Source organism: Pseudomonas sp. NFPP12 (genome assembly GCF_900103205.1).
GTDB classification, from domain to species: domain Bacteria; phylum Pseudomonadota; class Gammaproteobacteria; order Pseudomonadales; family Pseudomonadaceae; genus Aquipseudomonas; species Aquipseudomonas protegens.
Genome location: NZ_FMWW01000004.1, coordinates 774,330 through 800,318 on the forward strand (window position 1 = coordinate 774,330; position 25,989 = coordinate 800,318).

20 protein-coding genes are annotated in these 25,989 nt (G+C 60.7%); all 20 read right to left on the reverse strand.

The annotated features are described in order from the left end of the window. Window positions 1-9 precede the first annotated feature (9 nt). Window positions 10-1,029 carry a flagellar motor switch protein FliG gene (gene fliG, locus BLS75_RS20710; protein WP_011059975.1) on the reverse strand — a complete coding sequence of 340 codons (1,020 nt, stop codon included), beginning with the start codon at window positions 1,027-1,029 and terminating at the stop codon, window positions 10-12. Continuing rightward, window positions 1,022-2,809 (reverse strand): flagellar basal-body MS-ring/collar protein FliF, encoded by a 1,788-nt coding sequence (gene fliF, locus BLS75_RS20715; RefSeq protein WP_011059974.1) that lies wholly within the window; start codon window positions 2,807-2,809, stop codon window positions 1,022-1,024. The genes fliG and fliF overlap by 8 nt, the downstream gene beginning before the upstream one ends. A gap of 15 nt (window positions 2,810-2,824) precedes the next feature. Next, window positions 2,825-3,151, reverse strand: a complete 327-nt coding sequence (fliE, locus tag BLS75_RS20720; RefSeq protein ID WP_011059973.1) for a flagellar hook-basal body complex protein FliE — start codon at window positions 3,149-3,151, stop codon at window positions 2,825-2,827. A 128-nt stretch (window positions 3,152-3,279) separates the two neighbouring features. Continuing rightward, complete coding sequence (locus BLS75_RS20725) at window positions 3,280-4,686, reverse strand: sigma-54-dependent transcriptional regulator (RefSeq protein ID WP_072451685.1); 1,407 nt, start codon at window positions 4,684-4,686, stop codon at window positions 3,280-3,282. 5 nt (window positions 4,687-4,691) lie between these two features. Beyond that, window positions 4,692-5,885 (reverse strand): sensor histidine kinase, encoded by a 1,194-nt coding sequence (locus BLS75_RS20730; RefSeq protein WP_176876766.1) that lies wholly within the window; start codon window positions 5,883-5,885, stop codon window positions 4,692-4,694. Window positions 5,886-6,013: 128 nt separating this feature from the next. Next, entirely contained in the window at window positions 6,014-7,489 is a 1,476-nt protein-coding gene (locus tag BLS75_RS20735) for a sigma-54 dependent transcriptional regulator (protein WP_011059970.1), read from the reverse strand. Window positions 7,490-7,660: 171 nt separating this feature from the next. Then, a complete protein-coding gene (locus BLS75_RS20740; protein ID WP_011059969.1) occupies window positions 7,661-7,957 on the reverse strand; it encodes a flagellar protein FliT in 297 nt (98 codons plus the stop codon). An 11-nt stretch (window positions 7,958-7,968) separates the two neighbouring features. Continuing rightward, the gene (fliS, locus tag BLS75_RS20745) at window positions 7,969-8,364 is read right to left on the reverse strand and encodes a flagellar export chaperone FliS (RefSeq protein WP_011059968.1); all 396 of its coding nucleotides are present in this window, start codon (window positions 8,362-8,364) and stop codon (window positions 7,969-7,971) included. 128 nt (window positions 8,365-8,492) lie between these two features. Then, the gene (fliD, locus tag BLS75_RS20750) at window positions 8,493-9,947 is read right to left on the reverse strand and encodes a flagellar filament capping protein FliD (protein ID WP_011059967.1); all 1,455 of its coding nucleotides are present in this window, start codon (window positions 9,945-9,947) and stop codon (window positions 8,493-8,495) included. 82 nt (window positions 9,948-10,029) lie between these two features. Further along, the gene (locus BLS75_RS20755) at window positions 10,030-10,401 is read right to left on the reverse strand and encodes a flagellar protein FlaG (protein WP_015634628.1); all 372 of its coding nucleotides are present in this window, start codon (window positions 10,399-10,401) and stop codon (window positions 10,030-10,032) included. Window positions 10,402-10,474: 73 nt separating this feature from the next. Further along, window positions 10,475-11,326 carry a flagellin domain-containing protein gene (locus BLS75_RS20760; protein ID WP_011059965.1) on the reverse strand — a complete coding sequence of 284 codons (852 nt, stop codon included), beginning with the start codon at window positions 11,324-11,326 and terminating at the stop codon, window positions 10,475-10,477. 237 nt (window positions 11,327-11,563) lie between these two features. Further along, window positions 11,564-11,833, reverse strand: coding sequence for a hypothetical protein (locus BLS75_RS20765; RefSeq protein ID WP_072451687.1), 270 nt, complete (start codon window positions 11,831-11,833; stop codon window positions 11,564-11,566). After that, window positions 11,830-13,119, reverse strand: coding sequence for a motility associated factor glycosyltransferase family protein (locus BLS75_RS20770; protein ID WP_072451688.1), 1,290 nt, complete (start codon window positions 13,117-13,119; stop codon window positions 11,830-11,832). Before BLS75_RS20770 ends, BLS75_RS20765 begins: the two co-directional genes overlap by 4 nt. 82 nt (window positions 13,120-13,201) lie before the next feature. Then, the gene (locus BLS75_RS20775; protein WP_011059962.1) at window positions 13,202-14,128 is read right to left on the reverse strand and encodes a ketoacyl-ACP synthase III; all 927 of its coding nucleotides are present in this window, start codon (window positions 14,126-14,128) and stop codon (window positions 13,202-13,204) included. A gap of 231 nt (window positions 14,129-14,359) precedes the next feature. Then, the gene (pseI, locus tag BLS75_RS20780) at window positions 14,360-15,412 is read right to left on the reverse strand and encodes a pseudaminic acid synthase (RefSeq protein ID WP_072451689.1); all 1,053 of its coding nucleotides are present in this window, start codon (window positions 15,410-15,412) and stop codon (window positions 14,360-14,362) included. After that, window positions 15,405-16,910, reverse strand: a complete 1,506-nt coding sequence (pseG, locus tag BLS75_RS20785) for a UDP-2,4-diacetamido-2,4,6-trideoxy-beta-L-altropyranose hydrolase (RefSeq protein ID WP_072451690.1) — start codon at window positions 16,908-16,910, stop codon at window positions 15,405-15,407. The genes pseI and pseG overlap by 8 nt, the downstream gene beginning before the upstream one ends. Further along, window positions 16,907-17,614, reverse strand: coding sequence for a pseudaminic acid cytidylyltransferase (pseF, locus tag BLS75_RS20790; protein ID WP_072451691.1), 708 nt, complete (start codon window positions 17,612-17,614; stop codon window positions 16,907-16,909). Before pseF ends, pseG begins: the two co-directional genes overlap by 4 nt. A 97-nt stretch (window positions 17,615-17,711) precedes the next feature. Next, window positions 17,712-18,881, reverse strand: coding sequence for a UDP-4-amino-4,6-dideoxy-N-acetyl-beta-L-altrosamine transaminase (pseC, locus tag BLS75_RS20795; RefSeq protein ID WP_072451692.1), 1,170 nt, complete (start codon window positions 18,879-18,881; stop codon window positions 17,712-17,714). Window positions 18,882-18,977: 96 nt separating this feature from the next. Further along, the gene (locus BLS75_RS20800) at window positions 18,978-21,914 is read right to left on the reverse strand and encodes a TIGR00180 family glycosyltransferase (RefSeq protein WP_072451693.1); all 2,937 of its coding nucleotides are present in this window, start codon (window positions 21,912-21,914) and stop codon (window positions 18,978-18,980) included. Window positions 21,915-22,329: 415 nt separating this feature from the next. Further along, a complete protein-coding gene (locus tag BLS75_RS20805) occupies window positions 22,330-25,899 on the reverse strand; it encodes a glycosyltransferase (RefSeq protein ID WP_072451694.1) in 3,570 nt (1,189 codons plus the stop codon). Between the last annotated feature and the right edge of the window lie 90 nt (window positions 25,900-25,989).

Here is a 25,989-nt window from a genome sequence, read left to right on the forward strand (position 1 = left end):
AAAGCGACCTTAGATCATTTCTTCGCCGCCCTTCCCGCCGAGAACGATTTCTCCGGCTTCGGCCATACGGCGGGCAATGGTGAGGATTTCCTTCTGCGCGGTTTCCACATCGCTGACGCGAACCGGGCCCTTGGCTTCCAGGTCGTCGCGCAGCAGTTCCGCCGCACGCTTGGACATGTTCTTGAAGATCTTTTCCTTGACCCCTTCGTCCGAGCCCTTGAGGGCCAGCACCAGCACGTCGGAAGAGACTTCGCGCAGCAGCGCCTGGATACCGCGATCGTCGACATCGGCGAGGTTGTTGAAGACGAACATCAGGTCTTCGATCTGGCCCGACAGGTCTTCGTCCACTTCGCGGATCGAATCCATCAGTTGGCCTTCGATCGAGCTGTCGAGGAAGTTCATGATGTCGGCTGCACGCTTGATACCACCCAGGGTGGTCCGCGATGCGTTGGAGTTGCCGGAGAACTGCTTCTCGAGAATCTGGTTGAGTTCCTTGAGCGCCGCGGGTTGCACGGTGTTGAGCGAGGAAACCCGCAGGATGATGTCCAGGCGCGCCTTGTGGTCGAAGTTGCCGAGCACTTCGCCGGCCTGGTCAGGATCGAGGTAGGCCACCACGATGGCCTGGATCTGCGGGTGCTCGTAGCGGATCACGTCGGCAACGGCCCGCGGCTCCATCCACTTCAGGCTGTCCAGGCCGCTGGTGTTGCCACCCAGCAGAATGCGGTCGATCAGGCCGTTGGCCTTGTCTTCGCCCAGGGCCTGGGTGAGCATCTTGCGCACGTAGTCATCGGAACCGACGCCGAGGCTGGTCTGGTCGCCGACAATGTCGACGAACTCGCTCATCACCTGTTCGACCTGCTCACGGTGCACGTTACCCATCTGCGCCATGGCCACGCCCACCCGCTGAACCTCTTTGGGGCCCATGTGGCGCAACACTTGCGCAGCATCGGTAGAACCCAGGGACAGCAGCAGGATCGCGGCTTTGTCGACCCGGGTCAGTTTGGCGGTAGCGGCTCGGTTATCACTCATCTGCGTTAATCCACTCTTTCACGACCTGAGCCACTCGACCCGGGTCTTCAGCCACCAGACTCTTGATTGCGTTCAACTGAGCGTCATAACCCTCGCTCGGGCTCGGCAGCAGAATGCTCTGCGGACCGCCAAGGCTCACGCGGTCGTTGCCCAACTCACCGTCCAGGCCGCCCATGCCGCCCAGTTCGACGTCACTGCCCAGGCCTGCCAGTTCTTTGTTCTTGCCGCCGCCAGTGATGTTGTTGAGCACCGGACGCAACACGCCGAACACCAGCACCAGGATGAACAGCACGCCGAGCACTTGCTTGACGATGTCCCAGAACCAGGGCTGCGAGTAGAACGGAATATCGGCGATCACTTCCCCGCGTTCGGCGGAGAACGGCACGTTGATCACGCTGACGCTGTCGCCACGGCTGGCATCGAAGCCCACGGCGTCCTGCACCAGACGGGTGAAACGCGCCAATTCGTCGGCACTCCACGGCGCTCGGCTGGTTTCGCCATTGGCCGGGTTGACCTTGACCTGGTCGTCCACCACTACCGCTACCGACAGACGATTCAGGCGACCCTGCTGCTGCTTGGTATGGCTGATGGAGCGATCGAGCTCGAAGTTCTTGGTGGATTGTTGACGCTTGTCCGACGGGTACGGCGCCAGCATCGGCTGGCCGGTGGCCGGGTCCATGATCTGTTGGCCGTTGGCGTCCAGCAGTGGCTGGCCCGGTTGCACCATGCCGGCGGCGGCAGTGGCGCCACCGGTGGTTTGTGGCGCAGAGGCCGGCGCTGGCGGCTGGTTGCTCAGAGCACCCGGCACGCCTTGCGGGCCGTTGCTGCTGGAGCGCTGCTCATTCACCGACTGCTCGCTGCGCAGGGCCGGCTGGTCGGGGTTGAACTGTTCGGAGGTGGATTCCACGGCACTGAAGTCGACGTCCGCCGAGACTTCAGCCTTGTAGCGATCGTTGCCCAGCACCGGTTGCAGGATGTTGTGCACCCGCTGGGTCAGCATGCCTTCCAGGCGGCGGCTGTAGTCGAACTGCTTGCCAGCCATGGTCAGTGCGGAGTTTTCCGCCTGATCGGACAACAGGTTGCCCTTCTGATCGACCACGGTGACCTGGGACTTGTTCAGCTCGGGAACACTGGTCGCCACCAGGTTGACGATGGCCATGACCTGGCCGGGCTCCAGGGAACGGCCGGAGTAGAGCTCTACCAGGACCGAGGCGCTGGGCTTGCGTTCATCACGCACGAACACCGAGCTTTTGGGAATCGCCAGGTGTACCCGGGCGCCCTTGACGTTGTTCAGGCTGGAGATGGTGCGAGCCAGCTCACCCTCCAGGCCGCGACGGTAACGGGTCGCCTCCATGAACTGACTGGTACCCAGGCCCTGCTCTTTATCGAGGATCTCGAAACCGACGTTGCCGTCACCCGGCGCTACGCCAGCAGCGGCCAGCTTCAGGCGAGCTCGGGACAGGTCATCGGCCTTGACCAGCAAGGCGCCGGAATTGGGCTCTACGGTGTAAGGAATGTCGGCAGAGGCCAGGGTATCCATGACCTGCTTGGCGTCCATGCCCGCCAGGCTGCCGTACAGCGGCCGGTAATCGGGTTGCTGGGACCACAGCACCACGGCAAAACCAATCGCCACGCTGGCGGCCAGGCCCACCAACAGGCCGACCTGACGCAGCATGGTCATCTGGGACAGGTTTTCCAGGAAGGACAAACCGAACAGCGGCGGTTTACCGTCGATCGGGGCGGCCTTGGCCGGTACGTTATCGGCGACTGCTTCTGCCATGACTCAATCTCGTCCTTAAACCGGCATCTGCATGATGTCTTGATACGCTTGAACCAGCTTGTTGCGAACCTGGGTCAAGGCTTGAAAAGACACGCTGGCCTTTTGCGAGGAAATCATCACGTCCGTCAGGTCGACACCGCTCTTGCCAATTTCAAAGGCACTGGACAGCTGATTGGACGCCTGCTGAGTGTCATTGACCTTGTTCACGGCCTGGCCAAGCATGTCAGCAAAGCTGCTGCCGCTGACTTCTGCCACCGCGGCGGATTTAGGCTGCGACATTGCGTCCATCTGCATGGCACGCATATCCAGCATCAACCGATTAAATTCAACACCTTGGCTCATGGTCTACTCTCTCTGACGACCCGCAATTTTTTGACGCTCACTCAGCGGTTAGTGAGGTGTTAGCAACAAGGGTGCCAGCTCCATGGCCCTTATCGACAAAAGCCCATCCCGGGCTTGCCTCTCACAGATCAGGTCGCGAACAGATAGGCCTCGACGTCCATTCCAGCATCGCGCATCTGCGCCAACTTGTAGCGCAAGGTCCGCGGGCTGATACCCAGGCGTTCCGCGGCCTCCTTGCGTCGCCCGCGCTCGGAGCGCAGGGTATCGATGATCATCTGAAACTCCCGGCGCCGCAGGTCATCGCCCAGGCCGCCGGATTCTTGAGCCGGCACCTCCACCTCGGCAGCCGTGCCCCGCGCCGCCATCTGCACCACGGGCGCCAGCGCCGGCAGCGGAGCACAAGCCACAGGGCCGGCAAGACAGAAATCTTCCGGCTGGATCAAGCCCCCCTGCTGCAGGATCAATGCGCGCTGCAATGCGTTGTCCAGCTCTCTAACGTTGCCTGGCCATGGATAGGCCAGCAGGCAGTCCTGGGCCTTGGCCGACAGCCTGGCCGCCGCGTGCTTCATTTTATTGACGTGCTTGGCCAGCAGGCGCTCGGCCAGAGGCAGGATATCGGCGGTACGCTCGCGCAACGGCTTCCAGGCCAGAGGAAATACCGACAAACGGTAATACAAGTCCTCACGGAAACGGCCGGCCGCTACCTCCCCCGCCAGATCGCGGTTGGTGGTGGCGACCACGCGGATATCCAGGGTGATCGGCTTGCGCGCACCAACCCGCTCCACTTCGCGCTCCTGCAAGACCCGCAGCAGCTTGGCCTGCAAGCCCAGAGGCATTTCGGAAATCTCGTCCAGCAGGATGGTGCCGCCATCGGCCTGCTCGAACTTGCCGGGCTGGGCAGCGATGGCCCCAGTGAAAGAACCCTTTTCGTGCCCGAACAAAGTGGCTTCGAGCATGTTGTCCGGGATGGCCGCGCAGTTGATGGCGATAAACGGCTGATTGACCCGATGGGAATGCTGATGGATATAGCGCGCCAGCACCTCCTTGCCAGTGCCGGATTCACCGGAAATCAGCACCGTGGAATCGCTGCGGGCCACCCGCGCCGCCAGCTCCAGCAACTGAGCGCTGGCTGGTTCGAAGGCCACAGGCCCCTCATCCTCGCCAACACCCAGGCTGCCCAAGGCATGGCGCGCCACCAGGTCCAGCAGGGCCCACGGCTCGAAAGGCTTGACCAGATAATCGGCCGCCCCCTGGCGCATGGCTTCCACGGCACGCTCGACGGCGCCATGGGCAGTCATCAGCAACACCGGCAGTTGTGGCTGGCGGGCTCGCAGCAGGCCAAGCAATTGATGACCATCCATGCCCGGCATGTTGACGTCGCTGACCACCAGGCTGAAGGGCTCGGAGGCCACAGCTCCCAATGCTTCCTCAGCACTGCCGACAGCCTTGTAGTCATGACCGGCCAGCAGCAGGGTATCCGCCAGGGCCTCGCGCAATGCGCGGTCGTCTTCAACCAGTAGAACCTTGATTGCCATTACCTTCACTCCACTCCATGCACGCTGGAGAACAGAGGTAGTGTCACCAGCGCACAAGTACCGCGCCCAGGACGCGAGCGCAGCGACAATTCTCCCTGATGAGCACGGGCTACCGCCTTGACCACCGTCAGGCCCAGCCCGGTTCCATTGGCCTTGGTGGTGAAGAACGGCTCTCCCAAGCGCTCCAGGACCGCGGCGTCGATACCACTGCCACTGTCACTGATGCACAGCCGCAAGGTGTCGCCGCGGCTGTACAGGTGCACCTTGAGTCGCGCCGCGCCGGCACTGGCCTGCACCGCGTTCTCGATCAGATTGAGCAGGGCGCCCACCAGAGTGTCGCGATTGCACAGCAACTCACCGTGGTGGCTATCGCACTGCCAGCGCACGGCAACGTCCTGCACATGGGTCAAGGCCGCGGCCTGCAACGACTGCAACAGCGACTTGGGCGTGAGGCGATCGGTCAGGGGCAATTCGCCACGGGCGAACACCAGCATGTCGCGCACTTGATGTTCCAGCTCGTGCAAACGCTCCTTGAGCCGCCCGGCAAAGCGCTGATGGGTAGCTACCGGCAGTTCCTGCTCAGTGAGATGGCTGGCGTACAGCAGGGCCGCCGACAACGGCGTGCGGATCTGGTGAGCCAGGGAGGCAACCATCTTGCCCAGGGAGGACAGACGCTCATGACGGGCCAACTGGTCTTGCAGATGACGGGTTTCAGTCAAGTCATTGAGCAGCACCAACTGCCCGGGCTCGGCATCCAGCGAGCGCGTGGCAATCGACAGGCGTCGACCGTCGCGCAGGGAAATTTCATGGCCATCGTCTTCGCGAGGGGCAAAGCTGCGGGCGATGATGTTGCGCCACAACTGCCTTTCCAGCGGCAGCCCCAGCAGCTCGCAGGCTGCCGGGTTGGCCTCGGTGACGATGCCATGACCATCAATCACGATGACCCCGCCCGGCAACAGGTCCAGCAGGTTCTGCAGACGATTGGCCAGACGCTCCTTTTCCGCCAGCTCCTGCATGCGCTGGGCGCTGACCACCGCCAACTCGCCCTTGAGCTCGGTCACCCGAGCCTCAAGCATGCTGTAGGAGTCAGTAAGTTGGCTCGACATCTGGTTGAACAAGGCGAAGGCCTGCTCAAGACCTAGCCGGCTTGCCTGCTCTACGGACGACGATTGCCCCTGTGCATCAGGGGCAGGAGACATCTGGGCGGCTTGGGGCATCGTGCACTCTCGCGTGGCTGACCGTCAGTTAAACGGAACGTTGCAAGAGACTTAGCAATACCCGTGCCTAAAAAAAACCACCCAGTTTTCAAAGACTTGAAAAACCGGCGTCAATCATCCGCCTGTTCATCACCTTCACGACGGCTCATACCGTACTTGCGCATCTTCTCCACCAGGGTGGTGCGACGGATACGCAAACGCTCTGCGGCCCGCGCCACGATGCCATTGGCGTCGTCCAGCGCCTGCTGGATCAGCCCTTGCTCCAGGCTGCCGAGGTAGTCCTTCAGGTCCAGGCCTTCCGGCGGCAGCATGGCCGTGGCGGCAAAGTCTGGCGCGTGACCGTTGATCGCTACGCGCTCTTCCAGATCGCTGCGCAGGCTGTCCACCAACTGCTCGTCTTCGTCATCCACATAGCGGAACTTCTTCGGCAACTCGACGACGCCAATCACGCCATAGGGATGCATGATCGCCATGCGCTCCACCAGGTTGGCCAGCTCACGAACGTTACCCGGCCAGCCATGCCGGCACAGCGACATGATGGCGGCAGAGTTGAAGCGGATCGAGCCGCGCTTCTCGTGCTCCATTCGCGAAATCAGCTCATTCATCAGCAGCGGAATGTCTTCCACTCGCTCACGCAGCGGCGCCATTTCAATGGGGAACACGTTGAGGCGGTAGTACAGATCCTCACGGAAGCTGCCTACCTCGATCATGCTTTCCAGATTCTTATGGGTGGCAGCGATGATTCGCACATCAACACCCTGGGTCTTGTTGCTGCCCACGCGCTCGAACGTGCGCTCCTGCAGCACCCGCAACAACTTGACCTGCATCGGCAGTGGCATATCGCCAATTTCGTCGAGGAACAGGGTGCCGCCATTAGCCAGCTCGAAACGTCCGGCACGACTGGTGATAGCACCGGTGAACGCGCCCTTTTCATGGCCAAACAGCTCACTTTCCAGCAGCTCTGCCGGAATGGCGCCGCAATTGACCGGCACGAAAGGCGCGTCGCGCCGCTTGGAGTGATAGTGCAGATTGCGCGCTACCACTTCCTTGCCTGTTCCCGACTCGCCAAGGATCAACACGCTGGCGTCGGTATCCGCCACCTGCTGCATCATCTGCCGCACATGCTGGATGGCGCGACTGGTGCCTACCAGGCTGCGGAAAAGATTGGGTTCACGGTGACGACCACGCTCACGGGCCTGATCGTACATTTCACGATAGACCTGGGCCCGGTGCAGGGAGTCCAGCAATTTGCTGTAGCTGGGAGGCATTTCCAGGGTGGAAAGCACACGACGACGCTGGTCTTCAGGCAGATCAATGGAAGAATTTTCGCCCATCAACAGCACTGGAAGGAACTCATCCCAGGTTGAGAGTGTCTTTAACAGGCCCAGAAGTGCACCAGGAGCATTTACAGTCCCGATGAGGACGCAAATTACTTCGCGACTTGACGACAAAGAGCCGACAGCCTGCTGCCAGTCATGGCTACCGCAGGGTAAATTTTCTTCGCCAAGAAAATTTAAAATCACCGCCAGGTCGCGGCGGCGCACGCTATCGTCATCGATCAGCAGAATTTTGGTTTCACGCCACATGCAATAGCAACTTCCCTAGTCAACTCAATGCCCAGATAAGGGGCAAGCTAGACGCGCTTGTAGGCATTTTCTGCCTTATAGACGCCTGAAATCTGAAAACAGCCACTAGTTAAGTCAAAAAAGCGTGCACAGTCAAATTTATGGCGCGCAGTGTTCGGGATTAACTCAACATCAACCGAACAAATGGTAAACCTTTGCCGCGTTCTGTGCTTGCTGGATCTGCGACATCTCGTCGACTATCGCCTGGCGCTCCCCTGTTGCCACCTCAAGCAGCTGCCGGTACACCCCCAACAACTCCTCCAGATTGTCGCGCAGTGCCGCCTCGTCGACCTCAGCCTCGCTGAGCACGTCCTCCATGCATGAACGGCACGCCAAGTCCAGCTCGCCAATGGCTTGCCAGTTGCGCTCGGCCAGGGCGCCGACCAGCGCCTCACGGGTTTCTTCAATGCGTTGCAGGACAGCACTCATGGTGTTCCTCCTTAAAACTGCGGACCCGGTGCGGCAATGGCATCCCAGCCATCCTTGACCGTACGCAGCAGATCGGCGACCTCATCGAGAATCTTCGGATCGGTCTTGATATTGGCTTCAGCCAGGCGCTTCATCATGTAGGTATACAGACTGTCCAGATCCCCCAGGGTATCCAGGGAGTTTTCCAGGTCCAGACCTTCGCGCAGACCACCAATAATGCCAATGGCCTTGCTGATGAATATGCCTTTGTTGGCGATATCCTTGCGCTCGATCGCCCCCTTGGCCTGAGCGATACGATCCAGGCCGCCTTCCATCAGCATCTGCACCAGACGGTGGGGACTGGCTTCGGAGGTCTGCGCCTGCGCACCGATCTTCTGGTACTGCCGAAGGGCTAACATCGGATTCATGTAATACCTCTTCAAAACTCAAGGGTTCGTATAAGCAATATATCGACGCAACGTCAAAAAACTTTAGGCCAAATACAAAAGCCCGGAGCGCTGAAAAACGCTGCCGGGCTTTTGGCGCTGAGTGAATATCAGCCTTTTTGCTGTGCGGTCAAGGCTTCAAACATCGACGTGATGTTGCTGGCGGTGGCCTTCAGCTTGCCCACCAGGGTGTCCATGTCGTTGTACTTCTTGGTCAATACCGCGGTCAGGGTAGCCACCCGCCGATCCAGGGCATCCTGTTGATCACTGAGCTTTTTCTTGGTGATATCCAGGGTCTTGGTACGAGTGGTCAGGATCCCCTCGGTCATGCTACCTACACCCTGGGTAAACGGCTTGATCGCGTTAGTCATGCGCTCCAGCAGACCCGGGTTGGTACCATCACCGGTAAACAGCTTCTGCACTTCACCACCGAGCTTCTTGTCGGTCATAGCAGCCGTGAATTTCTTGTCGTCGAAATCCAGTGCACCGGTCTTCTGGTTGGTGGTGATCCCCAACTGCGCCAGCACTGTCAACTTGTCGCCGGCACCCGTTTCGGACAGCGGTGCACGAATAGCCGCCAGAATCGAACGAGGCAGCGAGTCACCAGTGAGCTGTGCCGGGATGGTCGGGTTGCCACTATCATCCAGGGAAGGCTTGGTCAGCGTAGTAATGCCATTGGCCACGGCGTTATAGGCGTCGACAAACTTCTGGATCGAGGTCTTAAGACCCTCAGTGTTTGTGGCAACTGTCACGGTGATCGGCGTGGTGGTTGGCGCAACCAGATTGAGTTTAAGACCGGAAATGGCCTGCGTGACTGTATTGGTCTTGCTGGTCAGTTGCATGCCGTCGACACTGAAAACCGCGTCTTTGGCCAGCCCACCGATATTACCGGATGAGGCAGCGGAAGCCGGATTGGTATCACTCGACATCGGCTGAGTGCCATCGATCTCCAAACCGGCAATACCGCTGACAGAAATGTCGGTGCCCGCACCGGTCTTTTCGGAGCCGATCACTAGTCGCGAACCGAACGAGTCGGTCACGATGTTCGCGCTGAGCCCGGCCATGTTCATCTTCGAATCGGCGTTGATCGAGTCACGCACCGATTGCAGCGTCGCATTGGCGCCGACGGTCAACGGGTAGTTAATGCCATTTTGAGTGATGTTTAACGTACCACTCGGAATGGCACTGGTATTTCCTCCGCTAAAAGCCGCACTAGCCACTTTTGACGAAGTTGCAAGATTTTTGACGGTAACCGAGTATTTGCCGGCAACCGCATAGTTGTCTGCGGTGGCGTCTACGGTCTTGCTGTCGCTGGAGGTCGCAGCGAAACCGGCAAAGGCGGGATTCACAGAGCTTCCCAGCCCAGCAACCGACAGCGTGCTCTGGAAGGTCGACAACAACGACTGCAATGTCCCGATACCAGAAATACTGGCGCTATTGGTGGTGGTCGCGCGATCGATCTGACCTTGCTTGGCCGCCTTGTCAGCAGCTACCAACGCCTTGACGATAGCACCGGTGTCGAGGCCGGAACCCAAGCCGGTACCCGGTAGAATTGGACTTGCCATGTGTCTCTCCCTTCAGTGTGCCGCCAGTCTTTTGACCACAACAGCGCTCAAACGTAACCAGCAACAATTTTCATGCCAGCTGTCAGGCCTTGGCACTGAACAACAGACTACTCGCATCATTCAAGCTATTGGCCAGTTTCAACACTTCTTCATTGGGGATCTGGCGAACCACTTCACCCGAATCACTGGCAATGACTTTGACCACGACCTTTCCGGAAGGCTCGTCGATCGAGAATTCTAGATTGCGCTTGACCGACTGGACGAACTTTTCAATTTCCTGAACGGCCATTTTCAACTTTTCCTGCTCGGTCCGAGCTTCTTTCTTACTGTCCTGAGCCGCGGTTTTGGCAACTGCAGGAACGACCTCTCGAGGCTTCTCCACGGGCTTGTCAGCGACAGGTGTCACCGGCTTGGCCGCTGGATAAGACAAGTTCAGCTTCACGCTCATATCCATGTCCATCACCTCTTAAAGTAAAAAAGCGAGAGAGCACGACCAGCGCACTCCCCCGCCAAAGCTTAGCCAGCTATTACTGAAGCAGTTTCAGTACAGCGGATGGCAGTTGGTTGGCCTGGGCCAGAACTGCGGTCGAAGCTTGTTGCAGAGTCTGCTGCTTGGTCAGTTGGGCAGTTTCAGCAGCGAAGTCGGTATCTTGTACGCGACCCAGTGCAGCACTGGCGTTTTCGTTGATGTTCTGCAGGTTGGAGATGGTGCTGGTCAGACGGTTCTGGGCAGCACCGAGGTCCGCACGGCTGGAGTTGATGGTAGCCAGAGCCTTGTCGATGGCGTCCATCGCGGCCTTGGTGTTGGTCTCGGCAGTGGTGCTGTCGTTACCGGTGATGTTGATGGTGCCGGAGTCAACGCCCAGGGTGGCAGCGTCGAAGCCGCTGTCCAGGGTGATGGTGATCTGGTTGGTGGAACCGGTGTTGGAACCAACCTGGAAGGTCATGGTGCCAGCGGAACCGTCGATCAGGTTCTTGCCGTTCAGGTTGGTCGACTTGGCGATACGAGTCAGCTCGTCCGACATCTGAGCAAATTCTTTGTTCAGAGCAACGCGGTCTTGAGTACCGTTGGAGTCGTTTCGCGACTGAACAGCCAGTTCACGCATACGCTGCAGGATGTTGGTGGATTCTTGCATCGCGCCTTCAGCGGTCTGGGCGATGGAGATACCGTCGTTGGCGTTTTTGATCGCCATGGTCTGACCACGGATCTGCGAAGTCATGCGGGTAGCGATCTGCAGGCCGGCGGCGTCGTCTTTTGCACTGTTGATCTTCAGGCCGGAAGACAGGCGAGTCATCGAAGTCGACAGAGCGTCGGAAGCGCGGTTCAGGTTTTTCTGAACGTTCAACGACGTGACGTTAGTGTTTACTGTTAAAGCCATGACGAATTCCTCGTTGGTTGGGTACTGCGGCTTCCGGCCCTGGCAACCGCCGGGTAATGGCCTAGAGAACCTTCGTAATAGTTATCGTCGGTAATGCAAGTTGCTTTAGGGCTTTTTCAAAAATATTTGCCATCACCCGGCCATCCCTCGGAAAACAAGGGGTTAAGCCAACACCGAACGAAAAACTGACGCCAGAAAATCCCCACCAAAAACACTCGCCCAGCCTGCCCCCCCCCCTCATCCACCAAACTCGGCCTGCAACCAGTCCAGCAGCTCGTACTCCAGATAGTCGGCCAATCCCAACCAGTCCTGCCCTTCCTGGCATGCCAGCATCAGGGTCAGCAATTGCGCCCAATCCTGCTGGACAGGCAGCACAGCTCCATCCACCAACGACTGGATGGGATCGAACAGCTCAACCATGACACCCACCGCCTCGACATCACGTCCCAGACGAAACAGATCGGCGACTTCTCTGGCTCGGGAAAACACAGGCTCTAGCTGATTCATTGAGCAAAATCCGGGTGAAAGGTGGTACCGAGGATCATCGCGCCATCACGGCTGGTATTGAAAAACGCCACCTCAGGCTGACTGCTGATATAGCGCTCCAGTTCACACAGGTAGCTGCGGAAATTAAGCTGGGTCTTGACTCGCTGCCCATGCCCATCCAGCACCCAGTGTCGGGCCGCGCCGAGTTGCGGCCCAAGATCGCCGTCATGCCAACCGGCATGGGTACGGTTCATGGGGAACGCGAAGTCCGCACCAAACAGGGTGATCCGTCGCCCTCCCATCTTCACCGCCAGATCCACGGCCGGATGAATCACGCTGCCACCGGCATGCAGCTGTGCCCGGGGTATGCGCTGGCGCAATGCCTGGAACACCGGGCTGGCGGAATACGCCACATACCGCGGCCCGAGCCAGCCCTCGAGTACCTGCGGGTCCGCCAGCGGCATATACACCAGAGCGGTGCCGTCACTGCCTTGAGCAGGCAGGTGCCGGGTGGAAATTCGCTGGTCGACACTCACCACCAGGTCCACCCGGATGCCCTCTTTGAGCAGCGGCTGGTATGCCGTGTCGACACAGATCAGCAGCGGCCGCTGCGCCTGGCCGGACACCGCGCGCAATGCCGCGTAGTGATGCTCCAGGCTCGGCCCCGTAGCGATAACAAAGACTTCACTCCCGGGATTGCGATCAAACAGCTCGGCAATATCGCGATCCATCCCAACCCAAGGCTCAATGGCAGCCAGGCGCTCGGCGATATCCGCTGTATCTGCGGCAAACAAACGATTATTGAAGGACAGATGAGTCTCGCTGATCAACCGATCGCGGATCTTCGCGTTGTAGTCATCGGCCAGCACCAGCTCGGCCGGCAGGGCGAAAAACGGCAATGCAATCTCCGGCAGGTCGCCGGCATACAACAACTCGACCCGCGGATCAGCCAGCCAGGCCTGCTGCTCCAGCAGTTGCAGCACCAGCTTGAACAGTGCGCCATTGAGAATGTGCACATACAGACGCTCCAGCCCCGGCCGCTGCAGCAACGCCATTTGCAGGTCACCCAAGCCACAGCCGTAAAGATGCAATACCGCCGCCTCAGGCAGGCTGGCGGCCTGGACCTGAGCCTCGCGACTGCGATCATGGCGACTGGTCAGCTGGACCCCGCCAATGCTCAGGGTCGAGCCAAGGCCTTCCACCAGATCCGCCTGCAGCACAGCAGCATCCTCAGCCTGCACCCGTGCCAGCAGCGCCGGCCAGCGCTCGCCAATCACCCGGGCGTTGTGTTCAAAGCTGTCGCTCATGCCGCCTCGCTTATCACTCGTGCAAAAAAATAGCGCTCAAGATTACACCTTGAGCGCTATCTGTGCCGCTGCGAGCTGAAACTCAGGAGCGGTAGATGATGGCCGATCCCCAGGACAGACCAACGCCGAAGCCACTGAGGGCAACGCGCTTCCAACTGGAATCGAACATGTGCTTTTCCAGCAGTAGCGGAATGCTGGAGGACACGGTATTGCCGGTCTCCACCATGTCCTTGATGAACTTGTCGGGGTTGCCTTCGAAACGCCGGGCCACCGCATCGACGATCGCCGCGCTGCCCTGGTGAATGCAGAAGGCATCGATATCGTCAGACTTCAGCCCCGACTCATCCAGCAACTCGTGCAGGTGCGCGGGCACTTTCAACAGAGCGAAGTTGAACACCTGGCGGCCGTTCATGAAGAACACACCATCGGTGACCTTCAGGTGCGGAGCCCCCGAGCCGTCGGTACCGAACTTGGCCTTGCCCAGCTGCCAGGTGGCGTCTTCGCCCAGCCAAGTGGCCGTGGCGGCGTCACCGAACAGCATGGTGGTATTGCGATCTTCGGGATCGACAATCTTCGAGTAAGGGTCAGCGGTGACCAGCAGGCCATTCTTCAGGCCAGCAGCTTCCATGAACCCCTTGATGGCATAGATGCCGTAGACGTATCCGGAGCAACCCAGGGAAATATCAAAGGCCGCGACGGTGGTGGGCAGGCCCAGCTTGTCCTGTACGATCGCTGCGGTGTGAGGCAAACCTTCTTCGTCACCGTTCTGGGTAACCACGATCAACACATCGATGGCTTCGCGCTTGAGTTCCGGGTTAGCGGCAAACAATGCATTGACTGCTTCGACACACAGATCGGAGGTTTCTTGCCCGGCGTCTTTGCGCGGCAGGAAGGCCGAACCGATCTTGCCCAGGATGAACTCTTCATCCTTGGCGAATTTTGCACCTTGTGCGTAATTGTCCACGCCGGCTACAGGCACGTAGCTCGCAATGCTTTTTATGCCAATCATTACGGCTTCCCAATAATAAACAGCTCAATACCCCCGCGCGATGACCGAGCAGGGGCTGCCGAAAAAACACAGATACTTGCGCCGAAACACGGCGGTATCGGGAAGAACCAAGGGCTATCACTGGACCTGTCACACAGGGCTGGCGCCATCTTCCCGGGCGATACAATACAGTGAAGATGCACGTTATGACTCACAGGTCACGCTATTTTGCCGAAACTGCCATACAAAGGACTACTCGACGAATGCCCAGTCCAGCGCGGTGCCGCGCTTGAGGGCCTGGCGCGCGCGACGGCCAAGCAGGGCGTCATAGTGCTTGGGAGCGAGCCCCAGCCCGGGACGGATGGCCCGCACGTTTTCGGCGCTGAACAGCTCTCCGGCCTGCATGTCTTGGGTGACATACAGCGACCGGCGGTAAACCAGCGATTTGCTCTCGGCCTGGGTGGCGCCATAGCTGACCTGCCCCATGGCCTGCCAGGCCCGCTCGGTTTCCAGCACCAGGCTGGCCATCTCTGCAGGCTCCAGGGAGAAGCTGGCGTCGACCCCACCGGCAGCTCGATCCAGGGTGAAATGTTTCTCGATCACTGTGGCACCTAACGCCACCGCCGCCACGGACACACCGACACCCATGCTGTGATCGGACAAGCCCACCTCACAGCCGAACAGCTCCCGCAGATGAGGAATGGTCAGCAGATTGCTGTTGGTCGGTGATGCAGGATAGGTGCTGGTGCACTTGAGCAGCACCAGATCGCGGCAACCCGCCTGTCGTGCAGCCCGGACACTTTCGTCCAGCTCGGCAATGCTGGCCATGCCAGTGGAGATGATCAGGGGCTTGCCGGTAGCGGCCACCCGACGAATCAACGGCAGGTCGGTGTTTTCAAAACTGGCGATCTTGTAGGCCGGAACGTCGAGGCTTTCCAGGAAATCCACGGCGCTCTCATCGAATGGCGTGGAGAAGGCCAGCATGCCCAGGGCCTTGGCCCGGGCAAAGATCGGCTGATGCCATTCCCAGGGTGTGTGGGCCTGTTGGTACAGCTGGTAGAGCGATGATCCGGCCCAGAGGCTGTCCGGGTCCTTGATGAAGAACTCGCCCTGAGCGAGGTCCAGCGTCATGGTGTCGGCGGTATAGGTCTGCAACTTCAGTGCATGGGCACCGGCCTTGGCCGCTGCCTCGACAATCTGCAAGGCCACATCCAGCGACTGGTTATGGTTGCCGCTCATCTCCGCAATGATCAACGGCCCATGGCCGGCGCCCACGAAGCGCGAGCCAATCTTGAAACTAGTCATCCAGATGTTCCTTCAACATACGGGTGAATTCGCAGGCGCCTTGGCGATAGCCAGCCCGGCGAAACAAACTCAGCGACACTTGGTTATCCGACAGGACCTGTGCCCGCAGGCGCTGCACATCGGGCCAATGGCGCAGCAGGCAGGCCTCCCCCCGCTCCAGTAGAACCTGCCCCCAGCCTAGCCCGAAGCGTCCGGCGAACAGGTAGATCGACACCTCGGCCTGCCCTCCCTCCCGGTCATAACGCAGCATTCCCAGAGGGCCATCTGGCAACTCGGCGATCAGCAGCAAACACTGTGGGTCGCTCAGACAGGCCTCCAGCCACTGCACATGGCTCGACCAGTCGATGGCCTCGGGCTGCTGCGACCAGCGCCTGACCAGATCACTATTGCGCCCGTCAAATAGCAGCTGGGCATCGTCAAGGGTCGCCGGTCGCAGACGCACTGCCGCCGCGAACAGCGCCGCGGCCACCCGCTGCGAGCCCAGGCCATCGACCAGCTTCCGGGCACGAGCAGCCAGGCTGTGGCGCAATCCAGGGTTGCCCAGCATGAGCTTCACGGCATCGCGCAGTTGTTCGACTTCCACCTGCTCACAAGGCCCCAGGTACAAGTGGGCACCCGCTTCAGCCAACAGCCGGGCATTGGCCTGCTGATTGCCGGCCACGGTGATGCACAACGTAGGCACGCCCAGCACTGCACGCTCCCAACTGGTACCGCCCCCGGCCCCCAGGCACAGGTCTGCTTCGGCCAGCAACCCGGCGAAGTCGTTCACATAACTGTGCAAGTGCCAGTTCGGCCGGTCTGCTGCCAGCACCTGCATGGCCTGCCAATCCGGGTTGCCACTGCCAGCAACAAAATCCACCTGCAGCTCATGCAGGTCCGCCAGCGCCAGCATGGCCTTGAGGGTCTGGCCGGCAGCATCGAAACCTCCAAAGTTCACCAGCAGCCGCTGGGCCTGCGGCCGAATCAGGATCGGAGGACGCCGGAACTCCTCACGCAGCAAGGCAAAGTGCGGCCCGAACAAGGTCCGGCACTGTGTGCCGTACAACCCGGCATACGCTTCGGCCGAGCCACTGAAGTTCTGGTCCAGCAACAGATCTGCGGCATGCCGGCGGTTGGCCAGATCATCGATCGCGGCGATCCGCGGCGCCCACTGGCGAGCGGCGCTTTGCCACTGATGATCAAGGCCGTAGTGATCCACCAGCACCCAGTCGAAGGCCGGCTGATCTACCAGGGCTTCCTGCAGTGCCACGATATCGGCCTGCCAGGGCAAGGGCGCTTCGATACCCAACCGAGGATTCTCATCGGTATAGAACTCAGGCAGTGCAAAGGTCGGAAAGCCTTCAGCTTGCAAGGCCGCCAGGCGATTGCCGGGCAGGCGACGGCAGGCGAATGCAACTTCGGCACCCTGCTGGCGCAGCACCTGAGCCAGGGTCAAGCAGCGGGCCACGTGGCCGCTGCCGATCGCCGGCGAGGCGTCAGCCCGGATCAGCACCCTCACTCCAGCTCTCCTGCGGCCTTGAGCGCCGCGTACAGGTATTGCGCCCGCCGCCAATCCTCTTCGGTGTCTATATCCTGCACCAGGTGACGCGGCAGGATCACCGGCAAGCTGCGAGAAGAGAACAACGCCTCCCCCTCCAGCCAGGCCTGGCTTCTACCCCAGTAGAACTGCGCCGCATCCTGATAAGCCACGGGCAAATCCTGGGAGCGGGCCTGACTGAACTCCGGATACAGCGCGCCCAGAGCGCCCTGCTCGTCGAGCGTCAGCGCCCGTTGCACCGGAAAACCAAAACTACACACCGAAAAGGCAAACGACCTGTCCTGATGCTGCTCCAGCAACGCCAGCCCCTGGCGCAAAAAACGCAGTTGCAACAGGGGGGCGGTGGCATAGATGCAACAGGCATATTCGAATTGCTGCCCCAGCTCCCGCAAGGTTTGCAAGGCATGCACGATCACCGCCGCAGTGCCGGTGAAGTCATCCGCCAGAGCCTGCGGTCGGACAAAAGGCACCTCTGCGCCACAGGCAATGGCCAGCTCGGCGATCTCGGGATCGTCAGTGCTGACCACCACGCACTGGAACAACCCCGAACCCAGCGCCTTATCGATGGAACGGGCGAGCATCGGCACGCCATCGAAGGGCTTGAGGTTCTTCCTCGCAATTCGCTTGCTGCCACCTCGGGCAGGGATCAAGGCCACACAACTCACACATCGCGCTCCACGCAATAGGCCCCCGCCTCGTTCAAACAACCAGGACCTGACGATGCAGCCTGAGGGAAGCAAGATCCAGCCATGGCAAAAACCGTCAAAGCAGAATCCGCCGCATATGTGCCACCACTTCATCTTGCAGCGCGTCGGTCAGCTCCGGGAAAAGAGGCAGACTGAGAGCCTCAAGGAAGTAGCGCTCGGCTTGGGGGAAGTCTCCCTCGGCGAACCCCTGCTCCTGATAGTAAGGCTGTAGATGCACGGGAATGTAGTGCAGGTTTACCCCAAGGCCCGCGGCGCGCAGCGCATCAAAGACCTGCTTCTGACTCAGGCTGATACGGCTCAGATCCAGCCGCACCACATACAGATGCCACGCCGAATCGGCGCCCTCCTGCAGAGTCGGCAGGGTCAAAGGCAGATCCGCCAGCAGCTCCTGGTAACGCGTAGCGAGCTCGCGGCGTCGGGCCACAAACTCATCGAGCCGTGCCATCTGCGACAAGCCCAGTGCAGCATGCAGATCGGTCATTCGATAATTGAAACCCAGCTCCAATTGCTGGTAGTACCAGAGCCCGTTATCCGGAACCTGCATCAACCCCGGATCACTGGTAATGCCATGGCTGCGCAAACGCCGCATCCGCTCGGCGTACTCCGGATTATTGGTGAGCACCATTCCGCCTTCGGCGCTGGTAATGATCTTCACCGGATGAAAACTGAAGATGGTCATCGCCGCATGGGCCCCACACCCCACCGGACGTCCCAGATAGGAAGCCCCCACCGCATGGGCTGCATCTTCGATCAGGACAAAACCGTAGCGCCGGGAAAGCTCGGCGATAGCCTGCATATCGGCACTCTGGCCGGCAAAAGCCACCACCACCACAACCTTCGGCAAGGTGCCGCTGCGCTCTGCCACTTCAAGCTTCTGCGCCAGCAGGTTCGCATCCATGTTCCAGGTATGCGGATCGATGTCGACGAAGTCTACCCGGGCGCCACAGTAACGCGCGCAATTGGCCGAGGCGACGAAGGTATTGGGGCTGGTCCACAGCAGGTCCCCCTGCCCCAGGCCGGCAGCCAGGCAGGCAATATGCAATGCCGCCGTGGCATTACACACAGCCACTGCATGTTCGGCCTGGCAATACTCGGCCAACCCACGCTCAAAGCGCTCAATGGTCGGCCCCTGGGTCAGCCAGGGAGACTCAAGCACTTGCACCACAGCATCAATGTCGGCCTGACTGATGCTTTGACGCCCATAGGGAATCCGATAGGGAGTCATGATGGCAGTCCATTGCAGGACGGCCTGCTCAGGCACTCAGACACCCGGTGAAGCATCAATAGGCTGTTGTGCATGTGGATCTCCTTGGGGCAGTGATCAATTGGACAGCAACTGCTGCCAGTCCACCCGGCTCGCGGTCCCCAGGGCAAAGCCCTTGCCAGTCAACGCCAGGTTCTGGTTGTAGGCCGCATCCTGCGCAAAGCGCGCCGCCCATTTGTCTTTCAGGGCTGCCAAGGCCTGTGGATCTTGCGCCAGGGTGCCGGGATGCATGACCTGCGCTTGCGGAGTCAGGACGGTGAGATAACCGGCATCGGCCACCTTCAGGCACAGGTCGACATCGGCGAAGGCCTGGTCGAAATGCTCCTCGTCCAAACCACCTACGGCCTCGAACAACGCCTTGGCGATCATCAGGCAGACGCCGGATACCGCCGAGTAGTTCTTCTCCACCCAGAGGCTGTTCATGTAGCCCGGAGCATCCTTGGCCTCTCCGGCGAAGGCTGCGCCCAACTGGCCATTGAGGCCGAGGATCAGGCCCGCCTGGGTGGTCATGCCGCGCTCATTCACCAGCCTGGCGCCGACAATCCCGATCTCCGGACGCTGTACCTGGTTGAGCAGGCTGTCGATCCAGTTGGCATTGACCACTTCGGCATCGGCCGAAAGCAGCAGCAGGTACTCCCCCTTGGCTTCAGCGCAGGCTGCATTGTGCAGTGCCGAAGTGCTCACCCGCTGGCCGCTGCGCAACACCCGGATCCGCTCCCCCTGGCGTTCCAGGCTGGCCAGCCAGCTATCGAGTTCGGCGTTCTGGCTGTGGTTCTCGGCAATCAGCACCTCGTAACGCTGGTAGCGGGTACGTTGCAGCACACTCACCAGACAGCGTTGCAGCTCGGCGAAGTTGTCCTGGCTCGGCAGAATGATCGAAACCAGCGGCCGCTCGGCATGTTGATAGTCGATCTGGTAGGTCCCTGGCTGGGCAGAACTGACCTGGGCCCGATACCCACGATTGGCCAGGTGACGGCTCAGTACCTGGCGCTCCTCGGCATTTTCCCCGGCTGGCGCAGCCTGGCAGATCAGCAGCGGCTCGGCGAGATGAGCCAGGCCGGCCAGACCGCCGTCTTCGATCAGGCGCAGAACCAGATCCAGCTCGACGGCCCGAGCAAACTCGCGGTTGAACCCACCCGCCTGCACCAGCACTTCACGATGCAGCAGCCAATGGCGCGCCATCAGATTGGGGGCGCTTTGCAGCAGGTCCAGATTGACTCCGGGACGGAACACGTGACGCAAGGTGCCATCGGCTTGCCGCTGCACCTCGTCCATCGCCACGGCCCTGATGCCTTCGGCGCCCAGCAACTCCAGGCTTGCCCGCAGCAGCCCGCTTGCGGTGAGCTGGTCACCCGCCTCCATCAGGAGTACCCAGTGCGCTGCGGACTGCGCCACCAGCTGATTCAGGCGCTCGATATAGTTGCCCTGGCTGACCTTGACGAAGTGCACAGTGTCCTGTGCCGTGGTCATCGCCGGCAGGTCGCCGGTGGTCAGCACCACCAGCTTGAATGCCTTGCAGTGGTTGGCCATCAGGGAATCGAAAGTGGCTTGCAACTTGATCATGTCGGCGTCGAGGTCGAGCAGCAGAATCTGAAACTGCGGCCCGCCGGCGCGCCTTCCCAACAGATGGGCGATCGACTTGAACTGACCCGGTTTCGGGCCACGGCCTTCCAGCCAGCTGAACAACTGCCCGGATTGGGTATTGGCAAACAACGCGCTGCTATCGGTGGCCGGCAGCGCCTTGAGGCGGGCTGCCCACTCCTGCAGTTCGCGGAACACCTCCACTTCGTCGGTATCGCGCATCGACTCGGCAAGGCGCTTGACCACGGTGAAGTTGAACAGGTTCAGCGCCATGGCTTCCCACAGCCGGCTGCGAAGGGTTCGCGCCGTATCATTCGAGTGCACCCGCAGCAATTCCTCCTGCTTGAGCAGCACCCCCTCCAGCTCATTGAGCTGCAGGCGCCCCGCAGGCATCGCATGCACAAGAAACTCGATCTGCGTCAACAGATCGAACATCGGCTGGTTGTAGAACGGCATTTCGACAAACTGCTCCGAGCCGAAAGCACGCACCGGGTCCTTGCCGACCTCGCTCCAGGTGGAGCGAAAGATCATCACACCCTTGAGCGAACGGCCACTTTCAAGGCACTCGGCCAAGGCGGCAAAGCTGTCCAGCGCCAGCTGCTTCATCTGCTGCGCATCCGGGCCTTCGCAGTTGTGCGGCAGGGTCGCAAGAAACTCGGCAAATTGCTGATGCTGGGCCAACGAGCCGGCATCCTTGCTGCTCAGCAACGCCTGAATGCGGGCCGTGCGCTCCAGGGCCTCCCTATTGGCCTCACGAACAATGAACGGAACCGGCAGGATCCGCGCCTTGGCAGTGGCCAGCAGGAAGAAGGCGTAACCGATATCCAGCCACTCGGCGCTCACCGCAGGTGGCAACTGGCTGTACCACTGGCGCAGCACATCGGTGCGGGTCACGGCATTGAAGGGGCTCAGGTAATGCCCCATGAAACTCATGATCCGCTCACGCCCGTTCGCGGCGGCGAAGTCTTCGGGCCCCTTGCGATCGCGCAGGTAATAACTGGTTTCCAGGACCCGCGCCGAATACATCAGGCCATAGCCATGGCAGACCGCGTAATCGGGGTGGGCATCAAGGAAAGCAAGCGCGGCGCTAATCCCATCGGCGATCAAAAAGTCGGTGTCGCTGGCAATCGCCAGGTAGGGCGTGTCGACCAGGCCCACACCGTAAGTCAGCTTGCCCTGCTGGTCCTGCCGGGAAAACTGTGGCACGTGGCGGTAATCAACCTTCGGAAATTGGCGAGCCAGAGACTCGTCCGCCTTTTCCGAGGAATCCAGAACCAGGATTGAACAGGCAAAGCTGCTGTAGTAGCGCAGCGCTCGCTGTGCCAGCGCCTTGGCCTCGTGGGTCAATAGCACCAGAGTGAAACGCTCACTCATCGGGGCTGCATCCTCGTTTGCTTTTGTTTGAACCCACATCTGTCCATTCCCTCATCCGGCTGATCGCCTGGAACCTCAAATCATTAATGTTGTACGAACCCGATCCCGGCATGTCCCTCTCGGCTCATCCATCCCGCGAGCGCAACTGCGCCCCTGGATGCGCCAAAGAATTGGCTTGAGAACTGCTCAACACCTGGCCAACGCTACGCCTGACTCCAGGCACCGGCCACAACAGGCGAGCCAGGAGCTACCCGCACGCGTGCGCTACACCCATGAGCGCCGGCAGACACACCCGATCATCGACAGCGTTCGTTTTATGACAATTGCCAGCAAGGCTGCAGGAAACGCGCCAGTTCCATCGGTGCGTAGCGCGCAGCCCCCGCCACTGCGAGAGGCCACGCAAGAAACAAAAAAGCCACGCTTGGCAGGCGTGGCTTTTTTTGCAGCGGCTTCTTCAGTCTGCCAACCAGCCCCACATCCAGTGCTGCAGGTTGTCGGGGCCCAGCATGAAGTCGCGCCGCACCGCCTCGCGCAATTCATCTCCCATGCGGTAGCTGGCAACAGGGTCGCTGAGGTGCATGCGGATCGCCTGCAGCCACTCTTCGGTCGTGTTGCTGCGAACCCTGGTGCACGGCAGGAAGCCACGATAGGCCTCAGTGTCGGTGCAAATAACCGGGTAGCCGCAGGCTCCGTACTCCAGCAACCGCAGGTTGCTCTTGCAGTCATTGAAAATATGGAACTCCAGAGGTGCCAGAGCCAGGTCGAGGTTCAGGCTGGCGAGTTTGAGGGGGTAAGCCTGCAAGCCGATCGCCGGATGGAACTCGTGCACATAAGGGCGCAAGGCGTCGGGGCACATGCCGAAGAACACCCATTCCACCTCAGAGGCCAGTTCACGCACGACATCGGCAATGACCTCCAGGTCCCCGGTGTGACTGGTGCCCCCACCCCAGCCAACCCGCGGCTTGCTGGAAGTACCGCGACGGCTGCTCAGCCCCGCCCAGGGCTCAGGGGCGAGCATATTGGGTACTACCCTGATATCGCTGTGCATGTCCGACAGGACATCCGCCAGCGGCTGAGTGGTGACCACCAGCCGATCGCACAGGGCAATGCCGTCGCGCAGCATCTGCTCGATGTTCGCCGGCTTGTTGCGAGCATGGCTGTTTTTCTTTGGCGCGCTGACCACGTAATCATCGAGTTCGAAGACCCGCAACGCACTGGAGTACTTCTTCATTCGCAGAATGTCGCTGGCCGCACCGTCGCTGTAGCGCCCCTGGAGCACGATGGTATCGGGCGACAAACGCTCGATTTCCACGGTGGTCGGAGATTCGTATGCCACCCGGGCGATGACCCTGCCTGCAGCTTCCAGCTCGCGCAGTGGCCCGGTGACCCGGTAATGCCCGACCGCGCTGCTGTTGACCGGCAAGCCGAGCACCAGCGGCAAGGCTCGTGAGCAGAACGGGTTCCAGTTATTGCGCAGGCTGGGTTCCAGGCTGAAGCTGGAGAACCCCAGGCTCAGGGCCGGATTGTAGGCTGGATCGCGAGCGATCTTCGGCAGCCACTGACGGTAGAAGCGCTCCTGTTCAGCCTCCCGCACCTGCTGCTCAGGCGCCTGCGGTGGCGCCAACGCCGGGGCCAGCATCAGGGTGGCGTGGGGGGTCCAGACAACCAGGTAGCCATCGCGATCGACGCGCAGGCACAGGTCGGCTTCCCCCAGGTCAGCGCCGAAACTCTGTTCATCCAGCCCGCCCAGACTGTCGAACACGTCCTTGCGGATCATCAGGCAGTCGCGGCTGACCGCACTCCAGTTCTGCACCACCTGCAGACGCTGCATATAACCACGGGCACCCAGTGCCTCGCCGATGAACGGCGAGCCCACGGGTCCAGACATGCCCAGTACCTGCCCGGCATGCAGGATGGAGCCATCGGTAGCAAGGATGCGCGCCCCCACGACAGCCACCTCCGGACGCTGGGCCTGGTTGAGCAACTCGTCCAGCCAGTCGCTGGTGCAGATCCGTGTGTCGTGGCTGAGCAACAGCAGGTAGTCGCCGCGAGCCTGGGCCGCAATGCTGTTGGTCAAGGCCGCCTGGTTGGCGGGGCCGACATAAGGCAAGACCCGCAGCATGTTGCCCCCCAACTGCCCCATGGCCGCCAGCCAGTCGGCCATGTCCGGGTCGCGACTGCCGGCAGCCACCAGCAGGATCTCGTAATGGTTGTAGGCGGTCTGCTCGATCAGGCCTTCGACGCAACGCTGCAAGGCCGGCAGCGAATCCCCGCAGGTGATGATGATCGACACCAGCGGCCGCGCACCGTGCTGATAGTCGATGCGATTGAGCAAGGGCAAATCATCATGGCGGATCCGGTACTGCACGCCGATGCGCTGCAAGTGCGCAGCGACCAGCCCCTCACTGGCTTCGATGACCTGGGGCCGGGACAGCCACTTTGCGAACGAGAACTCGGACTCGATCTGGATATCGGCAATATGCTCGATGGTTTGCGGGCCCACATTTTCCACCAGCCGCCACAACAGATCCTGGGGCGCCAGCTCGCCACGTGCGCAATCGAAGCCTCCCTCACTCAGGAAACGCTCACGGGAAAAGGCCAGCGAGCGCCCGACATAAGGGTAGGCACGCATCAAATCGAGGTTGAAGTCGGGCTTGAACACCGGTTCGGTTGACTGACCATCAAGCAATGCGCCTTCGTCACTGTAGGCGCAGAGCATGGCCGGGGTGTTGGCGATCCGCTCGGCCAGCACCAACAGTGCCGTGTCACGCAGTTGGTCACCCGACTGCAACAGATAGAACCAGTCACAGGTATCCAGGCGAGGGATCAGTTCGTTGAGTTGCCCGGCCCAGTCGGCCCGCAAGGGTTGACGCAGCACAGCCTCCCCGGCTGTACCGGTAGCGGTGGACAACACCACGATCGTTTCGGCTGGGTACAACTGGCCGGCCAGGCTGCCCAGGGTCCGCTCGAGAGCGGCGCCATCACCTGCCAGGTCCATGACGATCGGCACGATCCGCACCCGCCGCGGCCAGCTTTCGATGCGCTGCGGCAGCAACCGCTGTTCCGCCGCCGACAGGCAACGTGCCGCCAGCCATTGCTGGTAGAACTCCTCGTAGCTTTGACTCTCGCCCCCTACCCGACCGTTGACCACGGCGCTGCGATTGCCCAGCACATGGAGCACCCCCAGCTCACGCCATGGCCGTGGCTGCTCGGCAGCTCGCGCCAGGTCAACGTAACGCACCCAGCCCGCCGCGGGCGCCGACTCGCCAGAGCGCTCGGAGAGCATCCGCAATAGCCATTCCCATTCGGTGGCAACGGCCTTGAGCACTTGCGGCGTGCGGCTGAAACGCCCCTGATACAGGCGCTCGCAACTCAACACGGTGGACAGGGCCGCCAGATTGCCGCGGCGCATCAGGCAGATGAACAGCGCCAGGTCCAGCAAGGCGACAAAACCGGCGCCCTTGTGGATCAGGGCTGGCAGTACCTCCAGCACGTCGGCTCGACGCATCAGTGCCGCACTGAAGTTGCCGAGGAAATTTTTCCGCGTGCCCTCGAAGATCGCCAGCATGTCATCGCCTTTGAGCAGCACGTCGAGCGGCGCAAAGCGGCAGTTTTCAATCCGCGGCGGAAGAATGGAGTTGCCTTCGTCGTTGAACAGCCGTAGTGCGAACACCAGATTGACCTCAGGGTGCTCGATCAGCACTTGCGCCTGCAGGGCGATGCTCGGCGCAAACAGCCGGTCATCGTCGCAAAGCACCTTGATCAGCTCGCCCCGGGCCTCTTTCACGCAGCGCAACAGGTTTTTCTGCAACCCCAAAGGTTGCGGGTTGCGCAAGTAACGCACCGGGTGCGCGGGTTCGCTCAGCCCTTGTACAACCTGCTGGATTTCATCGCCGGGACTGTCGTCGCAAACAACGATCTCCAGTGGCTGATAGGTCTGCGCCAAGGCACTTTCCAGAGCCTGGCTGAAGAAGCGTGGGTTGAAGGCGGGAATGACGATGCTGACTAGAGGGGCTTGGCTCACGGCGGGAAACTCTCGAGCGGCGAGCCCTGGCCAGTGATGCCAGGGCTGCAAGACCGCTTAAAAAAGACGGCTGGCTGCTCGAAGATCGCG